Annotated in this window: 14 protein-coding genes; 4 read left to right on the top strand and 10 right to left on the bottom strand. The window is 72.0% G+C overall.

Annotated features, from left to right (window positions below):
• Positions 1-2 precede the first annotated feature (2 nt).
• The 3 genes from CGL27_RS08270 to CGL27_RS08260 are packed head-to-tail and all read right to left on the bottom strand — an operon-like array spanning position 3 to position 3,054.
• Entirely contained in the window at positions 3-815 is an 813-nt protein-coding gene (locus tag CGL27_RS08270) for a carbohydrate ABC transporter permease (RefSeq protein WP_119985635.1), read from the bottom strand.
• Positions 812-1,768, bottom strand: a complete 957-nt coding sequence (locus CGL27_RS08265) for a sugar ABC transporter permease (RefSeq protein WP_119985633.1) — start codon at positions 1,766-1,768, stop codon at positions 812-814. Before CGL27_RS08265 ends, CGL27_RS08270 begins: the two co-directional genes overlap by 4 nt.
• Positions 1,756-3,054, bottom strand: coding sequence for an extracellular solute-binding protein (locus tag CGL27_RS08260; protein ID WP_119985631.1), 1,299 nt, complete (start codon positions 3,052-3,054; stop codon positions 1,756-1,758). The genes CGL27_RS08265 and CGL27_RS08260 overlap by 13 nt, the downstream gene beginning before the upstream one ends.
• Positions 3,055-3,163: 109 nt before the next feature.
• On the opposite strand from CGL27_RS08260, the gene CGL27_RS08255 reads away from it, so the two are divergent.
• From CGL27_RS08255 to CGL27_RS08245, 3 genes are all read left to right on the top strand, one after another.
• Entirely contained in the window at positions 3,164-4,963 is a 1,800-nt protein-coding gene (locus CGL27_RS08255; RefSeq protein ID WP_119985629.1) for a class I mannose-6-phosphate isomerase, read from the top strand.
• Complete coding sequence (locus tag CGL27_RS08250; protein WP_119985628.1) at positions 4,960-5,982, top strand: LacI family DNA-binding transcriptional regulator; 1,023 nt, start codon at positions 4,960-4,962, stop codon at positions 5,980-5,982. Before CGL27_RS08255 ends, CGL27_RS08250 begins: the two co-directional genes overlap by 4 nt.
• 72 nt (positions 5,983-6,054) lie before the next feature.
• Positions 6,055-6,969, top strand: coding sequence for an ROK family protein (locus CGL27_RS08245; RefSeq protein WP_205587642.1), 915 nt, complete (start codon positions 6,055-6,057; stop codon positions 6,967-6,969).
• A gap of 142 nt (positions 6,970-7,111) precedes the next feature.
• Here the strand turns inward: CGL27_RS08245 and CGL27_RS08240 are convergent, their stop codons facing one another.
• Positions 7,112-8,257, bottom strand: a complete 1,146-nt coding sequence (locus CGL27_RS08240) for a serine hydrolase domain-containing protein (RefSeq protein ID WP_205587641.1) — start codon at positions 8,255-8,257, stop codon at positions 7,112-7,114.
• A gap of 333 nt (positions 8,258-8,590) precedes the next feature.
• Here CGL27_RS08240 and CGL27_RS08235 point away from each other — a divergent pair, with 333 nt between their 5' ends.
• Positions 8,591-8,935 (top strand): LLM class flavin-dependent oxidoreductase, encoded by a 345-nt coding sequence (locus CGL27_RS08235; protein WP_240450395.1) that lies wholly within the window; start codon positions 8,591-8,593, stop codon positions 8,933-8,935.
• 35 nt (positions 8,936-8,970) lie between these two features.
• Here CGL27_RS08235 and CGL27_RS08230 read toward each other — a convergent pair whose 3' ends face one another.
• From CGL27_RS08230 to CGL27_RS08205, 6 genes are all read right to left on the bottom strand, one after another.
• Complete coding sequence (locus CGL27_RS08230; RefSeq protein ID WP_119985626.1) at positions 8,971-9,864, bottom strand: NAD-dependent protein deacetylase; 894 nt, start codon at positions 9,862-9,864, stop codon at positions 8,971-8,973.
• 121 nt (positions 9,865-9,985) lie between these two features.
• On the bottom strand, positions 9,986-10,714 hold the full coding sequence (locus CGL27_RS08225; protein WP_240450394.1) for a hypothetical protein: 729 nt from the start codon (positions 10,712-10,714) through the stop codon (positions 9,986-9,988).
• Between the two features lie 358 nt (positions 10,715-11,072).
• Positions 11,073-13,295 carry a M20/M25/M40 family metallo-hydrolase gene (locus CGL27_RS08220; RefSeq protein WP_119985623.1) on the bottom strand — a complete coding sequence of 741 codons (2,223 nt, stop codon included), beginning with the start codon at positions 13,293-13,295 and terminating at the stop codon, positions 11,073-11,075.
• The gene (locus CGL27_RS08215) at positions 13,292-14,164 is read right to left on the bottom strand and encodes an SDR family oxidoreductase (RefSeq protein ID WP_119985622.1); all 873 of its coding nucleotides are present in this window, start codon (positions 14,162-14,164) and stop codon (positions 13,292-13,294) included. The genes CGL27_RS08220 and CGL27_RS08215 overlap by 4 nt, the downstream gene beginning before the upstream one ends.
• On the bottom strand, positions 14,164-15,492 hold the full coding sequence (locus CGL27_RS08210) for an MFS transporter (RefSeq protein WP_119985620.1): 1,329 nt from the start codon (positions 15,490-15,492) through the stop codon (positions 14,164-14,166). Before CGL27_RS08210 ends, CGL27_RS08215 begins: the two co-directional genes overlap by 1 nt.
• Entirely contained in the window at positions 15,489-16,445 is a 957-nt protein-coding gene (locus tag CGL27_RS08205; protein WP_119985618.1) for a polysaccharide deacetylase, read from the bottom strand. Before CGL27_RS08205 ends, CGL27_RS08210 begins: the two co-directional genes overlap by 4 nt.
• Positions 16,446-16,528 lie beyond the last annotated feature (83 nt).

Here is a 16,528-nt window from a genome sequence, read left to right as displayed (position 1 = left end):
GATCAGGCCGTGAGCCGCAGGCTGTTGACGAAGAAGCGCTGGAACACGAAGAAGAGGACCACGGTCGGCAGCGACGCGACGAGCGCGCCGGCGAGCACGACGGGCGGCCCCACCGTGGAGTAGTTGCCGCCGAGGTCGGCCAGTGTGGCCGTCACCGGCCGCACGTTCGGGCTGAGCGACAGGGTGATGCCGAACAGCAGGTCGTTCCAGATCCAGGTGAACTGGAAGATGAACGCGGCCAGCAGCGCGTTCCTGGCCAGCGGCAGATGGATCCGCAGGAACATCGACAGCCAGTTCACGCCGTCGAGCTGGGCCGCCTCCGAGATCTCCCTCGGCACGGTGAGCATGAAGTTGCGGTTGACGAAGAACGCGAAGGGGATGGTCAGCGCCACGTAGATCAGCAGCATGCCGTACTGGGTGTCGTAGAGTTCGGTGGCGGCGTACCCGGTGAACAGGGGGGACAGGAACGTCTGGAGGGGCAGCACGGTGCCGGTGAAGATGAACCAGAACCAGAATGCGGGCCGCCGTACCGGCATCACGGTGACGGCGAACGAGGCGAGTGCCGCGATCACCACCGCCACCGCCGCGCCGATCACCGCGTACATCAGGGTGTTGAACAGTCCCCGCCCGACGTCGGCGCTGTCGAACGCGGCGCGGATGTTCGCGAACAGCCCAGGGGAGGCGAACCACCACCGTGGCGATCCGGTGTACTGCTTGGCCGGGGTGAAGGCGTTGACGACGACCAGCCAGGTCGGCACCAGCCACAGCACGGAGACCAGGATGACCAGGGCACCGCGTACCGTCCTGCCCGTCATACGCCCTCCCCAGGCCGCTGCCCCACCTGTCGCCGCAGGTAGAGCCAGGAGGCGGCGATGACGACGACTGTCAGCACGACGGAGACGGCCGCGCCGTAGCCATACCGGTTGAGGGTGAAGGTCTGCCGGTACATCGTCAGCGCGAGTGTCTCGGAGGCCGTTCCGGGGCCGCCCTGGGTGAGCAGCCACACGATGTCGAAGGTCTTGAGGCTGTTGACGATGGACATGCCCACCACCACGACGGTCATCGGCCGTAGCTGCGGCACGATCACGCGCAGGAAGAGCTGGAGGCCCTGCGCGCCATCGAGCCGGGCGGCCTCGATGGTGTCCGAAGGAATGGTCTGGAGCCCGATCAGGAACAGGATCAGCGAGGCCCCGGTCGCCTGCCACGTCGTCGCCACGATCATGACGAGGGTGTTCATCGGCCAGTGCAGCAGCCACTCCTGCTGCCAGCCGCCGAGCCCCACCGAGCCCAGCGTCTGGTTGACCGCCCCGTCACTCTTCAGCAGGAACGTCCACAGCAGCGCCGTCGCCGAGCCGGAGAGCGCGTACGGGATGACCACGGCGGTGCGGGCCACCGCGCCCCAGCGCACCGAATGGGTCAGCACCGCCAGGAGCAGGCCCAGCAGCACCGGAAGGACCAGCGTGCCCACCACCCAGAGCACGGTGTTCAGCAGCGACCGGCCGAAGTCGGGGTCGGAGAAGAGCGCGGTGTAGTTGGACAGGCCGACGAAGCGTGCGGTGATGCCGTTGTCGTCGAAGAGGCTGCGCCACGCGGTGACCAGGAAGGGCGCGACCAGGAGCAGCAGGACCAGCGCCACGGCGGGGGTGAGGAACGCGCCCACCCAGATGGCGGCGCGGTGGCGATCGGAGCGCGGGCCGGGCGCGGGGGCCTTGGGGCGGCGCGACCCCGCTTGGCCGGTTGCCTCCTCGGCAGTGGTCAGGACGTCCACATCTTCCACTCCTTGTCGGCTCGGTGCTGCATGTTCGTCAGGGTCTTCGTCGCCTGGGCCGACGTGGGGTCGATCATGAAGGCGCTCAGGTCCTGGACGTTGCCTTCGATCAGTACGGGGGGCGACGCCTCCCAGTAGCGGATGGCCTGTGCCGGCCGTTCCCGTCGCACCTGGGCGGCGACCTCGCGCACCGTGTCCACCTTCGGCACGACGCCCGGGTCGGCGGAGGTGTCCCGCAGGAATCCCGTCCACGCCGTCTGGACCGCCGGGTCGAGCCAGGCGCGTGCCACGGCGAGGGCGGCATCGCGCTTGTGGGCGTTCGCCGACACTGCCAGCACACCGCTCTCCACGAGGACCGAGGGGACGCCGCCGGGCGGCGGAGGCAGCAGGAACGCGCCGAGGTCGGCCTCCTTGACCCCGGTGTCGAGGAACGACCCGGTGTTCCAGGTGCCGTAGAGGCACATGGCGGTGCTGCCCCGCGTGAACTGGCCCGGTACGTCCGTGGACGAGGCGTCGGGCGAGGAGAACGCGCCCCGCCGGTACAGATCGCTCCACAGGGCCATCGCGCGCCGGCACACATCGTCCGTGTACGAGGCCCGGCCCGCCGTGAGGTCGAGGTAGAAGCGGTGGTCGAGCCCGTTGACGAGCTGCTGGAACCAGATCGAGGACTCCCAGGTGGTGGCGCCGCCTGAGGAGATCGGCGTGATGCCCTTGGCGTGGGCGGCGTCCACCACATCGAGGAACTGCTGCCATGTCCTGGGCACCTCCACACCGAGCCGCTTGAAGACGGACCGGCTGTAGAAGACGACGTAGTACGACTTGTAGAGCGGGACGCCGTACTGCCGTCCTTCGTGGCTGAAGGTCTCGCGCAACGCGGTGTCGTCGCTCCAGCCGCGCCGGGCCGCCTCGTCCCAGGCGTCGGTGACATCGGCGAGGATCCCGGCGCGGGCGATATCGCGCAGCCGGTACCCGTTCCACCACTTGATGAGATCGGCCGTGGAGTCGGTCTGCGCCGACATCCGCACGATCTGCTGGTAGTTGCTGACGTTGGGAACCGCCCGCGGCGCGAGCCGGAAGCCGGACAGCGGCCGCAACTGGCTGCCCGCCGCCCGGAAACCCGGCGCCCAGGTGGGGTTGTCGTTGAACACCGAGACCACGTCCGCCGGTGCGGGCCGGCTCATCGAACCTCGTGCGCAGGCGCTGAGCGCGAGACCGGAGACGGCTGCGAAGGAGGAGGCCAACACCCGGCGGCGGCTGGTCCCCTGTGGCATGTCGATCGACCCCATCTGACCCCCTCGTCACGGAATCCCCGACCTGGTAAGTTATCGGTAACGTACAGGCGTGCAGGTGGTTTGGAAAGACGCGCGTTAACGTATCTCTCACGGGATTGGTGACATGGGCGAGAGTCCGCAGGTCAAGACGAAGGCACCGCAGTACGATCCGACACCGTGCTATCCCGTCCTCGCCGACGCGGTCGCCGTCGGCTGGGCCGACGCGGCCGGGACGCTCCCGAAGGGGACCCGGGTCCTCGCCGTGGACGGCCCCGCCGTACTGGACTGGGCCGCCGTCGCCGCCGGGCTGCGCGCGGCGTTCGATGATCGGCGCACCCCGGTGGAGTTCGCGGACGCCCGCACGGCGGTGCGCGACTGGGAGACGGTGCGGCGGCTCACGGACTCCGAAGAGTTGCGGGGCGACCCCGACTTCGCGAGGCTGGCCGGCGGCGACCTGTCCGACCTGATGGACGCGCGGGCCCTGGCAGCGCTCGTGGACCCGGGGGAGGGCGGCGCGGGCGAATCCGGCGCGGGCGAGGGCGGCGCGGGCGAATCCGACCTGGGCGAGGGCGATGTGCTGCGCGTCCTGCTCGGGCCCGGCGCCGCGCTCGCGGACGCCGACGTCCTGTGGTGGGCCGACCTGCCGAAGCGGTACGCGGAGGCGGCGGTCAAGCACGGCCGGGGCCGCAACCTCGCGGCGCCCGAGGACGAGCCGCCGACCCTGCGGCGGCTGCTCTACATCGACTGGCCGCTGCTCGACCGCCATCGCGACCACATGGCGGGGCGGATCGACCGCTGGATCGACGTTACCGATACCGTCGACCCGGCGTCGATCGGCGGGCAGGCGCTGCGCGAGACCTGCCGGTCGCTCGCCGCCCGCCCCTTCCGTACCCGGCCGACCTTCAACTCGACGCCATGGGGCGGACACTGGGGACAGGAGACGCTCGGTCACAACCCGGACGCGGAGAACACCGCCCTCGGCTACGAGCTGATCGCGCCGGAGAGCGGCGTCCTGCTCGGCGACGACGCCTCCAGGTGTGTGGAGGTGCCGTTCCAGCTCGTCGTCGCGCTCTCCCCGGTGGAGGTGCTCGGCCCCGCCGTGCACGAGATGTTCGGCACGTCGTTCCCCGTGCGCTTCGACTACCTCGACACCGTCGGCGGCGGCAACCTCTCCGTCCACTGCCATCCCAGGCCCGACGACATGCGCGACGTCTTCGGCTGGCCCTACACCCAGCACGAGACCTACTACCTGATGCGCGCCGGGGACCACAGCAAGGTCTTCCTCGGACTGCGCGAGGGCGCCGACGTCGAGGCGTTCCACCACAGCGCCCACGCCGCCGACGCACACGGCACACCGTTCGACATCGAGCGGTATGTGCAGGTGTTTCCCGCCGAGGCCGGGCAGCTCTACCTGGTCCCGGCCGGCACCCCGCACGGCAGCGGCGAGGGCAACGTCGTCCTCGAAGTCAGCGCCACCCCCTACCTGTACTCCCTGCGGTTCTACGACTGGCTGCGGCGGGACGCGGCGGACCGGCAGCGTGCCGTCCACGTGGAGCACGCCTTCCGTAATCTCGACCCGGAGCGGTCGGGCGAAGCGGTCGCCCGCGAACTGGTCCAGCCGCCCAGGCCGCTGTCCGCCGGCGACGGCTGGGCGGAGGAATTGCTCGGCGCACTGCCGGCGATGTTCTTCAAGGTGCACCGGATCGCCGTCGAGCCGGGCCGCACCGCCGAGCAGGAGACCGACGGCCGCTTCCACGTGCTGACCGTGGTCGACGGGCAGGGCGCGGTCATCACCACCGCCGCCGGGCACCGGCACTCCGTACACTATGCCGAGACCATCGCAGTCCCGGCGTCCGTCACCTCCTACCGCGTGCACAATCAGGGGCCGGAGCCGGTCCGTCTGGTGAAGGCACAGGTGGTATGAGCGCACACTCGGGTTCCGAACCGGCCCTCACCATGCGGGACGTGGCCGCGCGGCTCGGCGTCAGCCCGATGACCGTCTCCCGCGCGCTGCGCGGTCAGCGCGGCATCGGTGAGGCCACCCGCCAGCGGGTGCTCGCCGAGGTGGAGGCTCTCGGCTACCGCCCCAACAAGCGTGCCCGGGAGCTGCGTTCGGGCGGTCCGAACGAGCTCATCGGACTGGTCGTGACCAACCTGGCGAACCCGTTCTACTCCCAACTCGCCGTGGGCCTCGAGCAGATCTGCGTGGGCTACGGCGCACGGGTCATGCTCGGCAGCACCGGGGAGGACCCGGCCGCCGAACGCGAGGTGGTGGCCGACCTGGTGGACCGCGGCGTGGACGGCCTGGTCGTCGTCCCGGCCGGGCATGACCACAGCCACCTCGACGGGACACGGCTGCGCGACCTCCCGGTGGTGCTCGCCGCCAGCCCGCCGATGGGCATCGACGTGGACTGCGTCCTGGTCGACGACTTCGGCGGCACCCGGGACGCCTGCCGCCGGCTCACCGCCCGCGGCCACCGGCGCATCGGCTTCCTCGGTCTGCCGCCGTCGCTGTGGACGGGCTCCGAGCGCTTCCGGGGCTATGCGGTGGCGTTGGAGGAGGCGGGCATCGCGCTCGACGAGCGGTACGTCAGCCGGCACCGGAGCGACAGCGCGCTCGCGGAGAAGGCGGCGCGCGCCATGCTCGCCCTGCCGGACCCGCCGACCGCGCTGCTGACCGCCAACAACCGGAACACGGTCGGCGCGCTGCGCGCCCTGCGGGACCGCGCGCGGGACCAGGAGCCGGTCGCCCTCGCGGGCTTCGACGACATCGAACTCGCCGACATGCTGTACCTGCCGCTCACCGTCGTCTCCTACGACCCGGTCGAAGTCGGCCGGGCCGCGGCGACGCTGCTCTTCGAGCGCCAGGCGAGCACCGCCCCCCAGCCGTCGCGGCGCGTGACGATCGCGACCACACTTGTCGACCATCCGGCGCCGCGGTAGGCGCCGATGACGGTTTCCGGAGGTCCCGTGCCGCCCAGCGTCATGCCGTCCAGTGTCATGCCGCCTCCCGTCGTGCCGCCACCCCTCGTGCCCGTCCTCGAAGTGGGCGGTTCCCATGTCACCGCGGCGGCCGTCGATCTCGACCGGGCCCGGATCGCCGACGGCACCAGGCACCGCCTGCCGCTGGCGCCCGGCGTCGGCCCCGAGGACTTCCTCGCCGCGCTCGCCGAGACCGCGGGCGGCGTGCTCTCGGCGACCGCCCTCGGCGCGCGTGCGGTCCGCGACACCTGGGGCATCGCGGTCCCGGGGCCGTTCGACTACGCGCGCGGCATCGCCCGCTACCACGGCGTCGGCAAGTTCGCCTCGCTGGACGGCCTCGCCGTCGGCGAACTCCTGACGCCCCGGCTGAACCCGCGCCCGGCCGGGCTGCGGTTCCTCAACGACGCCTCGGCCTTCGCGCTCGGCGCCCGGCACACGGTGCACACCGGGAGCGGGCGCCTCGTGGCGGTCACGCTCGGCACGGGGATCGGCTCCGCGTTCCTGGACCGGGGGACGATCGTCGAGGACGACCCGCGCGTGCCGCCCGAGGGCCGCGTCGACCTGCTCACCGTGGACGGCCGTCCGCTGGAGGACACGGTCTCCACCCGGGCGATGACCGCCCGTTACACGGACCGCACCGGCCGTCCCGTCGACGGGCTGCGCGAGCTGACGGCCCTGGCCGCCGACGATGTCACCGCCCGCGACGTCATCACCTCGGCCCTGCGCGCCCTCGGCGACGCCCTCGCCCCGTGGCTGACCGCCTTCGAGGCCGACACGGTGGTCTTCGGCGGCTCCATCACGGCCGCATGGCCACTGATAGGCCCGCCCCTCTACGCCGGTCTGACCCACCACGACCCGCGGCTCGCACAACTCGCCCTGTCGGTACGCGACGACGGCGAGGACCAGGCCCTGCTGGGCGCGGCGGTGTTCGCGGCGCGCGACGCGTAGCGCTCGCCCACCCGTCTGTCCGGCCGCCCTGCCGCGCTGGTCACACCGGCGCAGGCGCCACCGGCAGCGGCCCGAGGCGGCCACTGCCGGCGGCGTCTCGACGACCGGGCCCGCACGTGGATCGCGGACCGGAGACGGAGTATCAGGGGCGGGTCCGGCACAGTTGCTGGTCCACGAGTGTGCTCATGGCCTGCTGGGTGTCGTCGCCTCCGTCGCTGGTGACGTACACCGTGGCGGTCCGGGTGCCGTCTCGGGTGACGCCACCCCAGGTGTGATAGCCGAGCAGTTCGCCCGGGTGGCCGAAGTAGCTGCCGCCGCAGGACAACGGGATCTCGCCCAGACCGAGTCCGTACCGCACGCCCAGCTCGGGCGCGGGCTTGGTGGTCGTCATCTCGTCGAGCTGTGCCGGAGCCAGCAGACGGCCGCCGAGCAGTGCGGTGTGGAACCGGTTCAGGTCGTGCGTGGTGCTGATGATCGAGCCGGAGCCGGTGGCCATACTCGGATTGAGCGCCGTGACGTCGATGCTGGTGTGGGTGCCGAACGCGGCGTAGCTGTGGGCGTGCGGGCCCGGGATGGACGGGGAGGCGCCGGGCGTGCTGGTGTCCTTCAGGCCCAGCGGGCGGATGATCCGGTCGTTCACCTCCTGTGCCCAGCTCCGGCCGGTGACCTCGTGGATGATCATCGCGGCGAGAACGTAGTTGGTGTTGGAGTACGACCAGCCGTCGCCCGGCGGGAAGTTGGGCCGGTGCTTCATCGCCAGTCCCACCAACTCCTCGGGGGTGTAGCCGCGGAACCGCTCGGCCCGATAGCCCTCCGCGCTGTTCAACGCGGGTATCTCCGGCAGGACGTCATGGATGCCGCTGGTGTGCTGCAGCAACTGCCGTACGGTGATCCGGCTGCCGTCGTTGTCGTTGCCCTGGACCACTCCCGGTAACCACTGCTCGACGGTGTCCTCCAGGGACATGCGCCCCTCGCCGACGAGTTGCAGCACGACGGTGGCGGTGAAGGTCTTGGTGGCGCTGCCGATCCGGAAACCGCCGTTGTGTGGCATCGGCCTCCCGGTGCCCACCTTGGCCGTCCCGGCGCGCGCGCTGTCACGTCTGTCCGGTGACGTCACCTCGGCGAGCACACCGACGGCCCCGGTGTCGTGGACCGTGTCCACCCGCTGTTGGAGCGGATCGGCCGGCCGCGGCTTCGCCGCCGCCGGCCCGGTCGAGGCGGCGACGAGGACCGTGGCCAGACCGGTCAGGACGAGCCGGCCCCGCCGGCGCCTTCCCAGCACATGCATGGTGAGCCCTTTTCTGTTCGGGTTGCCGGCGCGTTCGGGGGCCGCTCAGGCTGTGGCCCGCGGCTGTTTCGCCCCCGGAGCCGGTGGTTTGGTGGCCATCCCACCAGCGGAGAGGGGATCGGCCCATCCGGCCGTCCCCCTGACATGCCGATGCGCTGCCCTCAGGGCAGTGGCTGGGGTTACCCCCCGTAGACGCTCAAGGCTTTCCCCGGAGGGCATCGAGGAAGGCCTTCGCCCGTCCGGATGACATGCCCCGCCGCGCGCGGGCGCCGCGTGCCACGTCACCCGGGTGCGTCCGCGCCGCGTGCTTGAGGTGACGCCCGGAGGTGGAGCATGCGAGTGGGGTTGCACGCGCTCGGTATCGGTGACGGTGCCCGTCCCGAGGTGATCCGTGCGGTGGCCACAGCCGCCGAGACGCACGGCTTCGCGAGGCTCTGGTGCGGCGAGCACGTGGTGCTCGTGGACGCGCCCGCCTCTCGCTACCCCTACTCCGCGGACGGCCGGCTCGCCGTGCCCGCGGACGCGGACTGGCTGGACCCGCTGCTCGCCCTGACTTTCGCGGCGGCGGTCACCAGCCGGATCGAGCTCGCCACCGGCGTACTCCTGCTGCCCGAGCACAACCCGAAGCCGCCGACATCCGACCAGCGGGCCCCGCATCCGACCAGCAGGCCCCGATAGGTGACCGCCCAGCGCCGCGTCGCGCCGGATCCGCGTCAGGTCTGTGCCGGTCCTGGGACGCCCAGTCGGTCGGCCACGGCGGTGAGGGCCGTTCCCAGCGGGAGGGCGACCCGGGTGACGGCGTGCTGGTCGCCCCGGGTCGGGGCCAGGTTGACGATCAGCACCGGCTTCCCGGCCTTGGCCGCCTGACGGACGAACCGGAGCCCGGACATCACCGTCAGTGAGGAGCCCAGGACCAGCAGTGAGGTGGCTTCACGGACCAGCTCGCGGCAGTGCTCGACCCGCCGCGGCGGAACGGCTTCGCCGAAGAACACCACGTCCGGTTTGAGGATGCCGCCGCAGACCGTACAGGGCACCACGCGGAAGTCCCCGACCTGCTCGTCCGTGAGGTCGGCGTCACCGTCCGGGTTGATTCCGGCGGCCACCGGCGCGAAGCCCACATTGGCCTCCTCCAGCCGCCGGGCCAGCTCGCTGCGCGGGCTGATGGCGCCGCAGTCAAGGCAGACGACCCGGTCCAGGCTTCCGTGGAGTTCCACGACGTCCTCGCTGCCGGCGGCCTGGTGCAGGCCGTCGACGTTCTGGGTGATCACACCCGAGAGCAGGCCGTGCCGCGCGAAAGCGGCCACGGCCCGGTGCCCGGGGTTGGGACGGGCGCGGCCGAAGGTGCGCCAGCCGAGGTGGCTGCGGGCCCAGTACCGGCGCCGGGCCCGGGCGCCGCCGGTGAAGTCCTGGTAGGTCATCGGGGTATGCCGGCTCAGACTCCCGCCCTCGCCCCGGTAGTCGGGGATGCCCGACTCCGTGGAGATGCCCGCCCCGCTGAGCACCAGCACCCCGCCGGTGCTCAGCGTGTCGGCGACCGGCGCCAGGTCCGTGGTGCCCGGCGGCAGGTCCTCGACGGGGGTCCAGCTCAAAGTGGGGCGCATACGCATGCCGCCAGGGTACGGAACAGGCCGCCACCACCCACGTCCGCCGTCGATTCCCGAGCAACGCGGCGGAGCGCCTGGTGGCCCACGGTACGACCGCCGCGATCCCCGGACATGGCGGGGTGCCTCAGCCGCGTATGGTCACGCCGTGGCGCGTACGCAGTCGGCGCAGCTCCCACAGGGAGAGCCCGGTCACCGAGAGCGGACCGCCGAACAGGGAGCAGAACTGGACCCACAGCGGCCCGCTCGGCATACCGCTCCCGGTCACGTTGAAGACGGCGGTCACCCAGACGATCACCATGGTGATCACGGCCGGCAGCGCGGCGTGCACATAGGCGGTGTTGAAGGCGGAGCGCGCGACGTAGGCCGAGGCCAGGAAGAAGAACGGCAGCAGCCACACCACGAACCAGAGCGCCGGGACGGCGGCCACGAACAGCCATACCCCGTGCAGCCCGTGCAGCAGCGTGGTGCCCAAGATCAGGTATATCGAGCCGGCGAGGACGGCCACGGTCAGGACGTACCAGCCGACGGTCTTGAACGGGACGCCGAGCCGGGAGCGCAGCATCCGCCGCCGCTCCGCGGGCGCGTAGCGGATGAAGAGGGCGATCACCACCGGTCCGGCGATGATCAGCAGGACCGGGGTCAGGATGACTTGGGCGACGCTCTCGTTGGCCTTGCCCTCCAGGCCGTCGTCCGACCCGTACACGTAGTAGAGCGCGATCGTCGCGAGGACGCCGATCGCCGTGCGGGTGATCTGGACGCGGTTGACCACGGGGTCGTGCACGCGCCCGCCGCCGTCCTGGTCGAACAGTCGCCGCGCGGCCCGGTGCACCGAGCGGGCCAAGGGGACGATCAAGAAGAGGAAGGGCACCCGCCGGTACCCGCGCCGACCCCTGGGCGCGGGCCGGTAGGGCCCGGGCGGCGGGGGCGGGGGCCCGTAGGGGTTCGGTGGCGGCGGCCCGTACGGATCCGGCGCCGGTGGTGGTCCGTACGGATCCGGTGTCGGCGGCGGCCCGTGCGGACCGGGTGCCGGCGGCGGCCCCCATTGATTGCCTCCCTGCCCGGGGCCGTTCGGCAGACCCCATCCCCCCGTTGCCATCGCGATTCCTCCTCGCCCCTGCGGCCCATGCGTACGACCGCTCATTTTTCGCCAGTGGCCGGGGAATTGTAAGGCACGCGGTTGAAGTCCTGCCGGGTCGCGCGGGGCAGGGGGTTCATTCCCTTGCCAGCGCCGCCAGCACGGTGGCGGCCAGCGCCGCACGCGTGACCATGCCCGGCACCGAGGTGTTCTCCGAGCGGGCGTGTGCGCCCGAGCCCACCGCGCCGATACCGTCCAGGACCGGTGTGCCCTGGGCCACGACGAAGTTGCCGTCGCTGGCTCCGCCGACCGACGCCTCGGGCAGGTCGTGTCCGAGCAGTGCGGCGCACCGGCGTGCCAGCTCGGCGAGTGCCGCGACGCCTTCCGTGCGTTCGAACACCGGGCGGTTCCAGCCTCCGGTGACCTCCACGCGGGTTCGTGGGTCGACGGGACGCACCGCGGCGAGGGCGTCTCCGAGGCGCTTTTGTTCGGCGGCGGTGGCGACGCGGACGTCGATGCGGCCGACGGCGTGCCCCGCCGTGACGTTGCTGCGGGTGCCTCCCTCCACCACGCCCACGTTCAGCGAGGTGCCCGCGTCCGGGGCGCGCAGGTCCGTCAGACGCAGGATCTGGTGGGCGAGTTCGTCCACGGCGCTGGCTCCGGCGGTGGGGTCCAGACCGGCATGGGCCTCGACGCCGGTGACCGTGACGGTGAAGAGTCCGACGCCCTTGCGGGCTGTCTTGATCGCGCCGTCGGCGGCGGCCTCGAAGACCATGGCGAGCCGGCTCTCCCGTGCCTCGTCGACGATGGCGTCACGGGAGGCGAGACTGCCGGTCTCCTCGTCGCCGTTGAGCATCAAGGTGCAGGCCGGGCGGGGCAGATCGAGGGAGTCCAGGGCGCGCAGTGCCCACACGGCCTGGACGAGGCCGGCCTTCATGTCGAAGACGCCGGGGCCGCTGATGTGGTCGCCGTCCCGCCGGAAGGGCCAGGTGTCGAGGGTGCCGGTCGGCCAGACGGTGTCGTAGTGCCCGAGGAGAAGGACGGGGCGGTGGTCCTGGGCGGTGGTGTCCCGGGCGGCGTAGCGGCGGACGAGGATGTCTCCGGCCTCCTCGCGCGCGAAGGTCTCCTCGGCGTCCGGTGCGCCGAGGCGCCGGTCGAGCCAGTCGCGCAGCCAGCCGAGGCAGTCGTCCAGGGCGTCCAGGTCGTCGCTGGCGCTGCCCTGGGAGGTGTAGGCGGCGAGGTCGGCGACCATGTCCTCCCGGTGGGCGTCGAGCCACTGCCGCACCGCTTCGGCCTGTTCCGAGCCGAGCGGGAGCGAGGGTGCGGGGGCCTGAGCGAGGTGGTCCAGTCCGTCCAGCCGTGACTCCGACATGTCCTGCGCGGCACCTTCCAGTTGGCGCAGGCCGGTCACGACCGTGTGCAGCAGGGTGGTGGGCAGACCTTCGCACGCCGCGTGGTGGAAGACCTCGGTGTAGTGCGTGGGGGCTTCCACGGGCCGGTGGCGCACCGCGAGGTCGCGCCAGATACCGCTGCGGTCCTTCGTCTGGGTGCGCAGCCATGCGGTGAGACGGTCGAAGGCGGCGTTTTGCGCGGCTGGGTCCGTCCCTTGCCGGAAGGGGTGCGGCTCGAAGGCGTCGAACGCTTCCAGAGTGATGCCGAGGCGGTCGGATACGGCGAAGATCTCGCCGGTGAGCGCGGCCATGGCGGGGCGGTGCCGGTCGATGAGGTCGGCCATGGGGGCGTCCGCGAGGGCGGTGGCGGCGAGCATGGCGCCGAACCCGGCCTTGGCCCACAGGTATCCCTCGACGTTGTCGCTGGCCACGGCCGGGCCCCAGCTCTGCAGGTGGGCCACTAGGTCCCGGACCCTCGGGCTGACCGGCGCGCCGTCGGGCTCGCCGATGACGAGGGCTCCGGCGCCGCCGTCCAGGACGACGCCCGGTTCGATGACGTCGGCGAAGATGTTCACGAAGGCCGCGACAGTGCGGGCGGCCCCCAGACGCTCGGCGATCAGGGACTCGTTGAAGCCGTTCTGCAGGGAGACGACGTAGCCGTCCGGGGCCAGGCGGGGCGCGATCCAGTCCAGCGCGGTGCCGGTGGCCTGTGCCTTCACGGCCAGCAGTACGCGAGTGAGGGTACCGGTGAACTCCTCCGGGGTCGTGGCGGTGACCGGCACGCTCTCGCGGGTGCCGCCGCGGGCGACGACGAGTCCGCGGGTGCGGATGGCGTCCACGTGGGCGCGGTCGGTGTCCACGACGGTGACCGGGTGGCCGGCCCGGGCGAGGGCGAAGGCGAGGGTGCCGCCGATCGCTCCCGCGCCGACGACGGTGTATCCGGGCCTGACCGGCTGGGCGTCGTTCATCGGGTTGTTCGTCCTTCTTCCGTGGTCGTGGTCGTGGTCGCGGTGGTCGCGGTGGTCGTGGTCGCGGCGGTCGCGGTCGTCGGCACCGGGGCGGCCGGGGTGGCGCGGGTGTCGTCGGGCTGCCAGATCCGGGGCAGGTGCAGGGCGCCCGTGCTGGATCCCCCGTCCACTCGCAACACCTCGCCGGTGATCCAGGAGGCGTCGGGGCCGGTGAGCCAGGACACCGCCCGGGCGATGTCCTGTGGCGTTCCCGGGCGGCCCAGTGGGTTGGTGCCGATGGCCTCGGCGTACTGGGCGGAGACGGGGTTGCAGTCGCTGTCCACCGGGATGAAACCGGGGCTGACCGCGTTGACGCGGATGCCGTGCGTGCCCAGTTCCAGCGCGGCGGCGCGGGTGGCCATCTCCAGGGCGGCCTTCGAGCTCGCGTACGGGCCTCCGCCGGGGCGGGCGCGCAGCGCGGAGCCGGAGGAGAGGTTGACGACCGCGCCCGGCCGCCCATGGCGGATGGCGAGCCGGGCGAAGGCGGCGGTGGCCAGGACCGGGGCGCGCAGGTTGACGGCGAACAGCCGGTCCCAGGCCGACGCGTCCACGTCGGCCATGTCGAGGGAGGGGTAGACGCCCGCCGCGTTGACGAGGATGTCGATGGGGCCGTGCTCCGCCCAGGCCGCCTCGACGACGGCAGTGGGCGCGTCGGGGTCGGTCAGGTCCGCGGCCCGTGGCGCGGTACGGGTTCCGCCCCGTGCCCCGGTCCGCTGGAGCGCGGCGAGATCGCGGTCGACGAGGGTGAGGAACGCGCCCTGGGCGGCGAACTCCTCGGCGATCGCCCCGCCGATGCCGCCCGCGGCGCCGGTGACGAGGACGTGGGTCATCAGCTGAACTCCTTGTCCTTGGTCTCCGGCATCGTGAGGTAGACCACGAGGGAGATCAGTGAGGCCGCCGATACGTAGATCCACAGCAGGTCGCTGTGGCCGCTCTCGTGCATCCACGTCGTCAGATAGGGCGCGGTGCCGCCGAAGAGCGCGACGGCCAGGGCGTACGGCAGGGCGATGCCGGTGGCGCGCACCTCCGGTGGGAACTGCTCGGCCATGATGACGGCGCAGTTGGCGGAGTAGCCGAGGATCAGCAGCATGCCGACGAGCTGGACCAGGAAGAGGCTGAGGAAACTGTTGCTCAGCAGGTGCAGCAGGGGCCAGGCCAGGACGACGAAGCCGCCCGCGAACCCCGCCATGGTCGGCTTGCGCCCCAGCCGGTCCGAGACCACGCCCACGAACGGCAACGCGACGACGAAGACGACCAGACACAGCGTCTGGGACAGCAGCGCGGTCTTCAGCGGGATGCCGGTGGTCAGATTCGCGTACGTGGGAAGGTAGTTGACCCAGATGTAGTAGGTGAGGGTGCCCGCCACCGTGATACCGGCGACGCGCAGGGCGGCCCCGGGGTGCTCCACGAACATGGCCTTGACGGGATTGGTGCGGGCGCGGCCGGAGCCCTGCACCTGGGCGAAGGAGTCGGTGTCCGCCACCGAGACCCGCAGCCACAGGCCGACCAGTCCGAGCAGGCCACCGAGGATGAACGCCACACGCCAGCCCCAGGAGTGCAGGGCGTCCTCGCTCAGTGCCGAAGTGGCGAGTGTGCCCAGGAGGGAGGCGACGAGCACACCGCCGGCGACCGACACCTGCTGCCAGGACCCGGCGAACGCGCGCCTGCCACGGGCCGCCGACTCGACGAGGAACGCGGAGGACGAGCCGAACTCGCCACCGGCGGAGAAGCCCTGCACCAGCCGGGCGACCAGCAGGAGCAGCGGCGAGGCGATGCCGATGGTCTCGTAGGAAGGGGTGATCGCGATGACGAAGCCGGCGGCGGCCATCAGGCCGACCGTGAGAGTCATGCCCTTCTTGCGCCCGTGGCGGTCGGCGTAGGCGCCGAGGACGGCGGCACCGACCGGGCGCATCACGAACCCGACGGCGAAGACGGCGAGCGTGGACAGCAGGGCCACCGCGCCGTCGCTCTTCGGGAAGAACTCATCGGCGATGATCTTGGCGAAGATGGAGTACAGGGCCCAGTCGACCCATTCGACGGTGTTGCCGATGGTCCCGGCGACGATGGCCTTGCGCTGGGCGCCGCTGAGCCGGGACGTGGCGGGGACGGCGCCGTCCTGGCGCAGAGGGCCGGTGGGCGTGGCGGATCCGGTGTTCATGGTGTGTGCTCCGGAGTGTCGGCGGCGGAGCCGGCTGTGGTCCGGCCGTGCGGCACGTCGCGGGCCGTGTCGGCGAGCTCGGCGTGCGTGGCGTACCAGACGCCGGGGTGAGCGGCGATGTGGTCGAGAAGCTCCCGCAGCGCCACCAGACGCGAGCGGTGACCGATGACATGCGGGTGCAGGGTGAGCTGGAAGACCCCGCCGTCCCGGTAGGCGGCGTCGAACTCGTCGGTCCAGATCTCCCGTACGTCGCGGGGACGGCTGTGCGGGCGGGCGGAGCCGTAGCGGTCCATCGTGAAGTACGGGGCGTCGTCCCGGATCCAGTCGACGGGGATCTCCACCAGGCCGGTGGGCCGGCCGTCGGCGACGATCTCGTACGGCTCGTCGTCGGCCATGAGCGAGGAGTCGTAGGCGAAGCCCAGCTCGAGCATGATGTCGAGGGTCGAGTCCGAGAAGTCCCAGGACGGGGTGCGGATGCCGACCGGGCGCCGGCCGGTCAGCGTGGTGAGGGTGTCCAGGGCACGCGCCGTGAGGTCCCGCTCGTCGTCCCGGCCCAGCAGCATGTTGCGCTCGTGGATCCAGCCGTGGACGGCCAGTTCGTGCCCGTCACGGGTGTAGGCGCGGGCCTCCTCGGGGTGGACGAGGGCGGAGACGGCCGGCATGAAGAAGGTCGCGGGGACGCCGTAGCGGGCGAGGAGGTCCAGGATCCGCGGGGCGCCGGCGCGGGCTCCGTACTCGCCTTGGGCGAGCAGGCCGGGGCTGGTCCCGCCGTCGCGCAGCGGGATCGTCTCGTGGTCGGCGTCGAAGGAGAGGGCGACCGCGACGCGGGCACCGCCGGGCCAGCGGTCCGGGACCAGCCGCCGCCCGGCGCGGACCGCGTCGACGTGGCCGCGCCAGGTGTGCTCGGGCCAGCGCCAGCTCTCCGAGGGCAGGCCGAGGTCGTCTGTGGGCATGGTGATCTCCACAAGGGTCGGGGCGGAAGAGTGCGGATGAGGGCGGATGAGGGTATGGCCGGGCCGCGACCGGGCGGTGTGCC

It is taken from the genome of Streptomyces sp. 11-1-2, from assembly GCF_003595545.1.
GTDB lineage: Bacteria > Actinomycetota > Actinomycetes > Streptomycetales > Streptomycetaceae > Streptomyces > Streptomyces hygroscopicus_B.
This window is presented reverse-complemented; position numbering and strand designations above follow the sequence as displayed.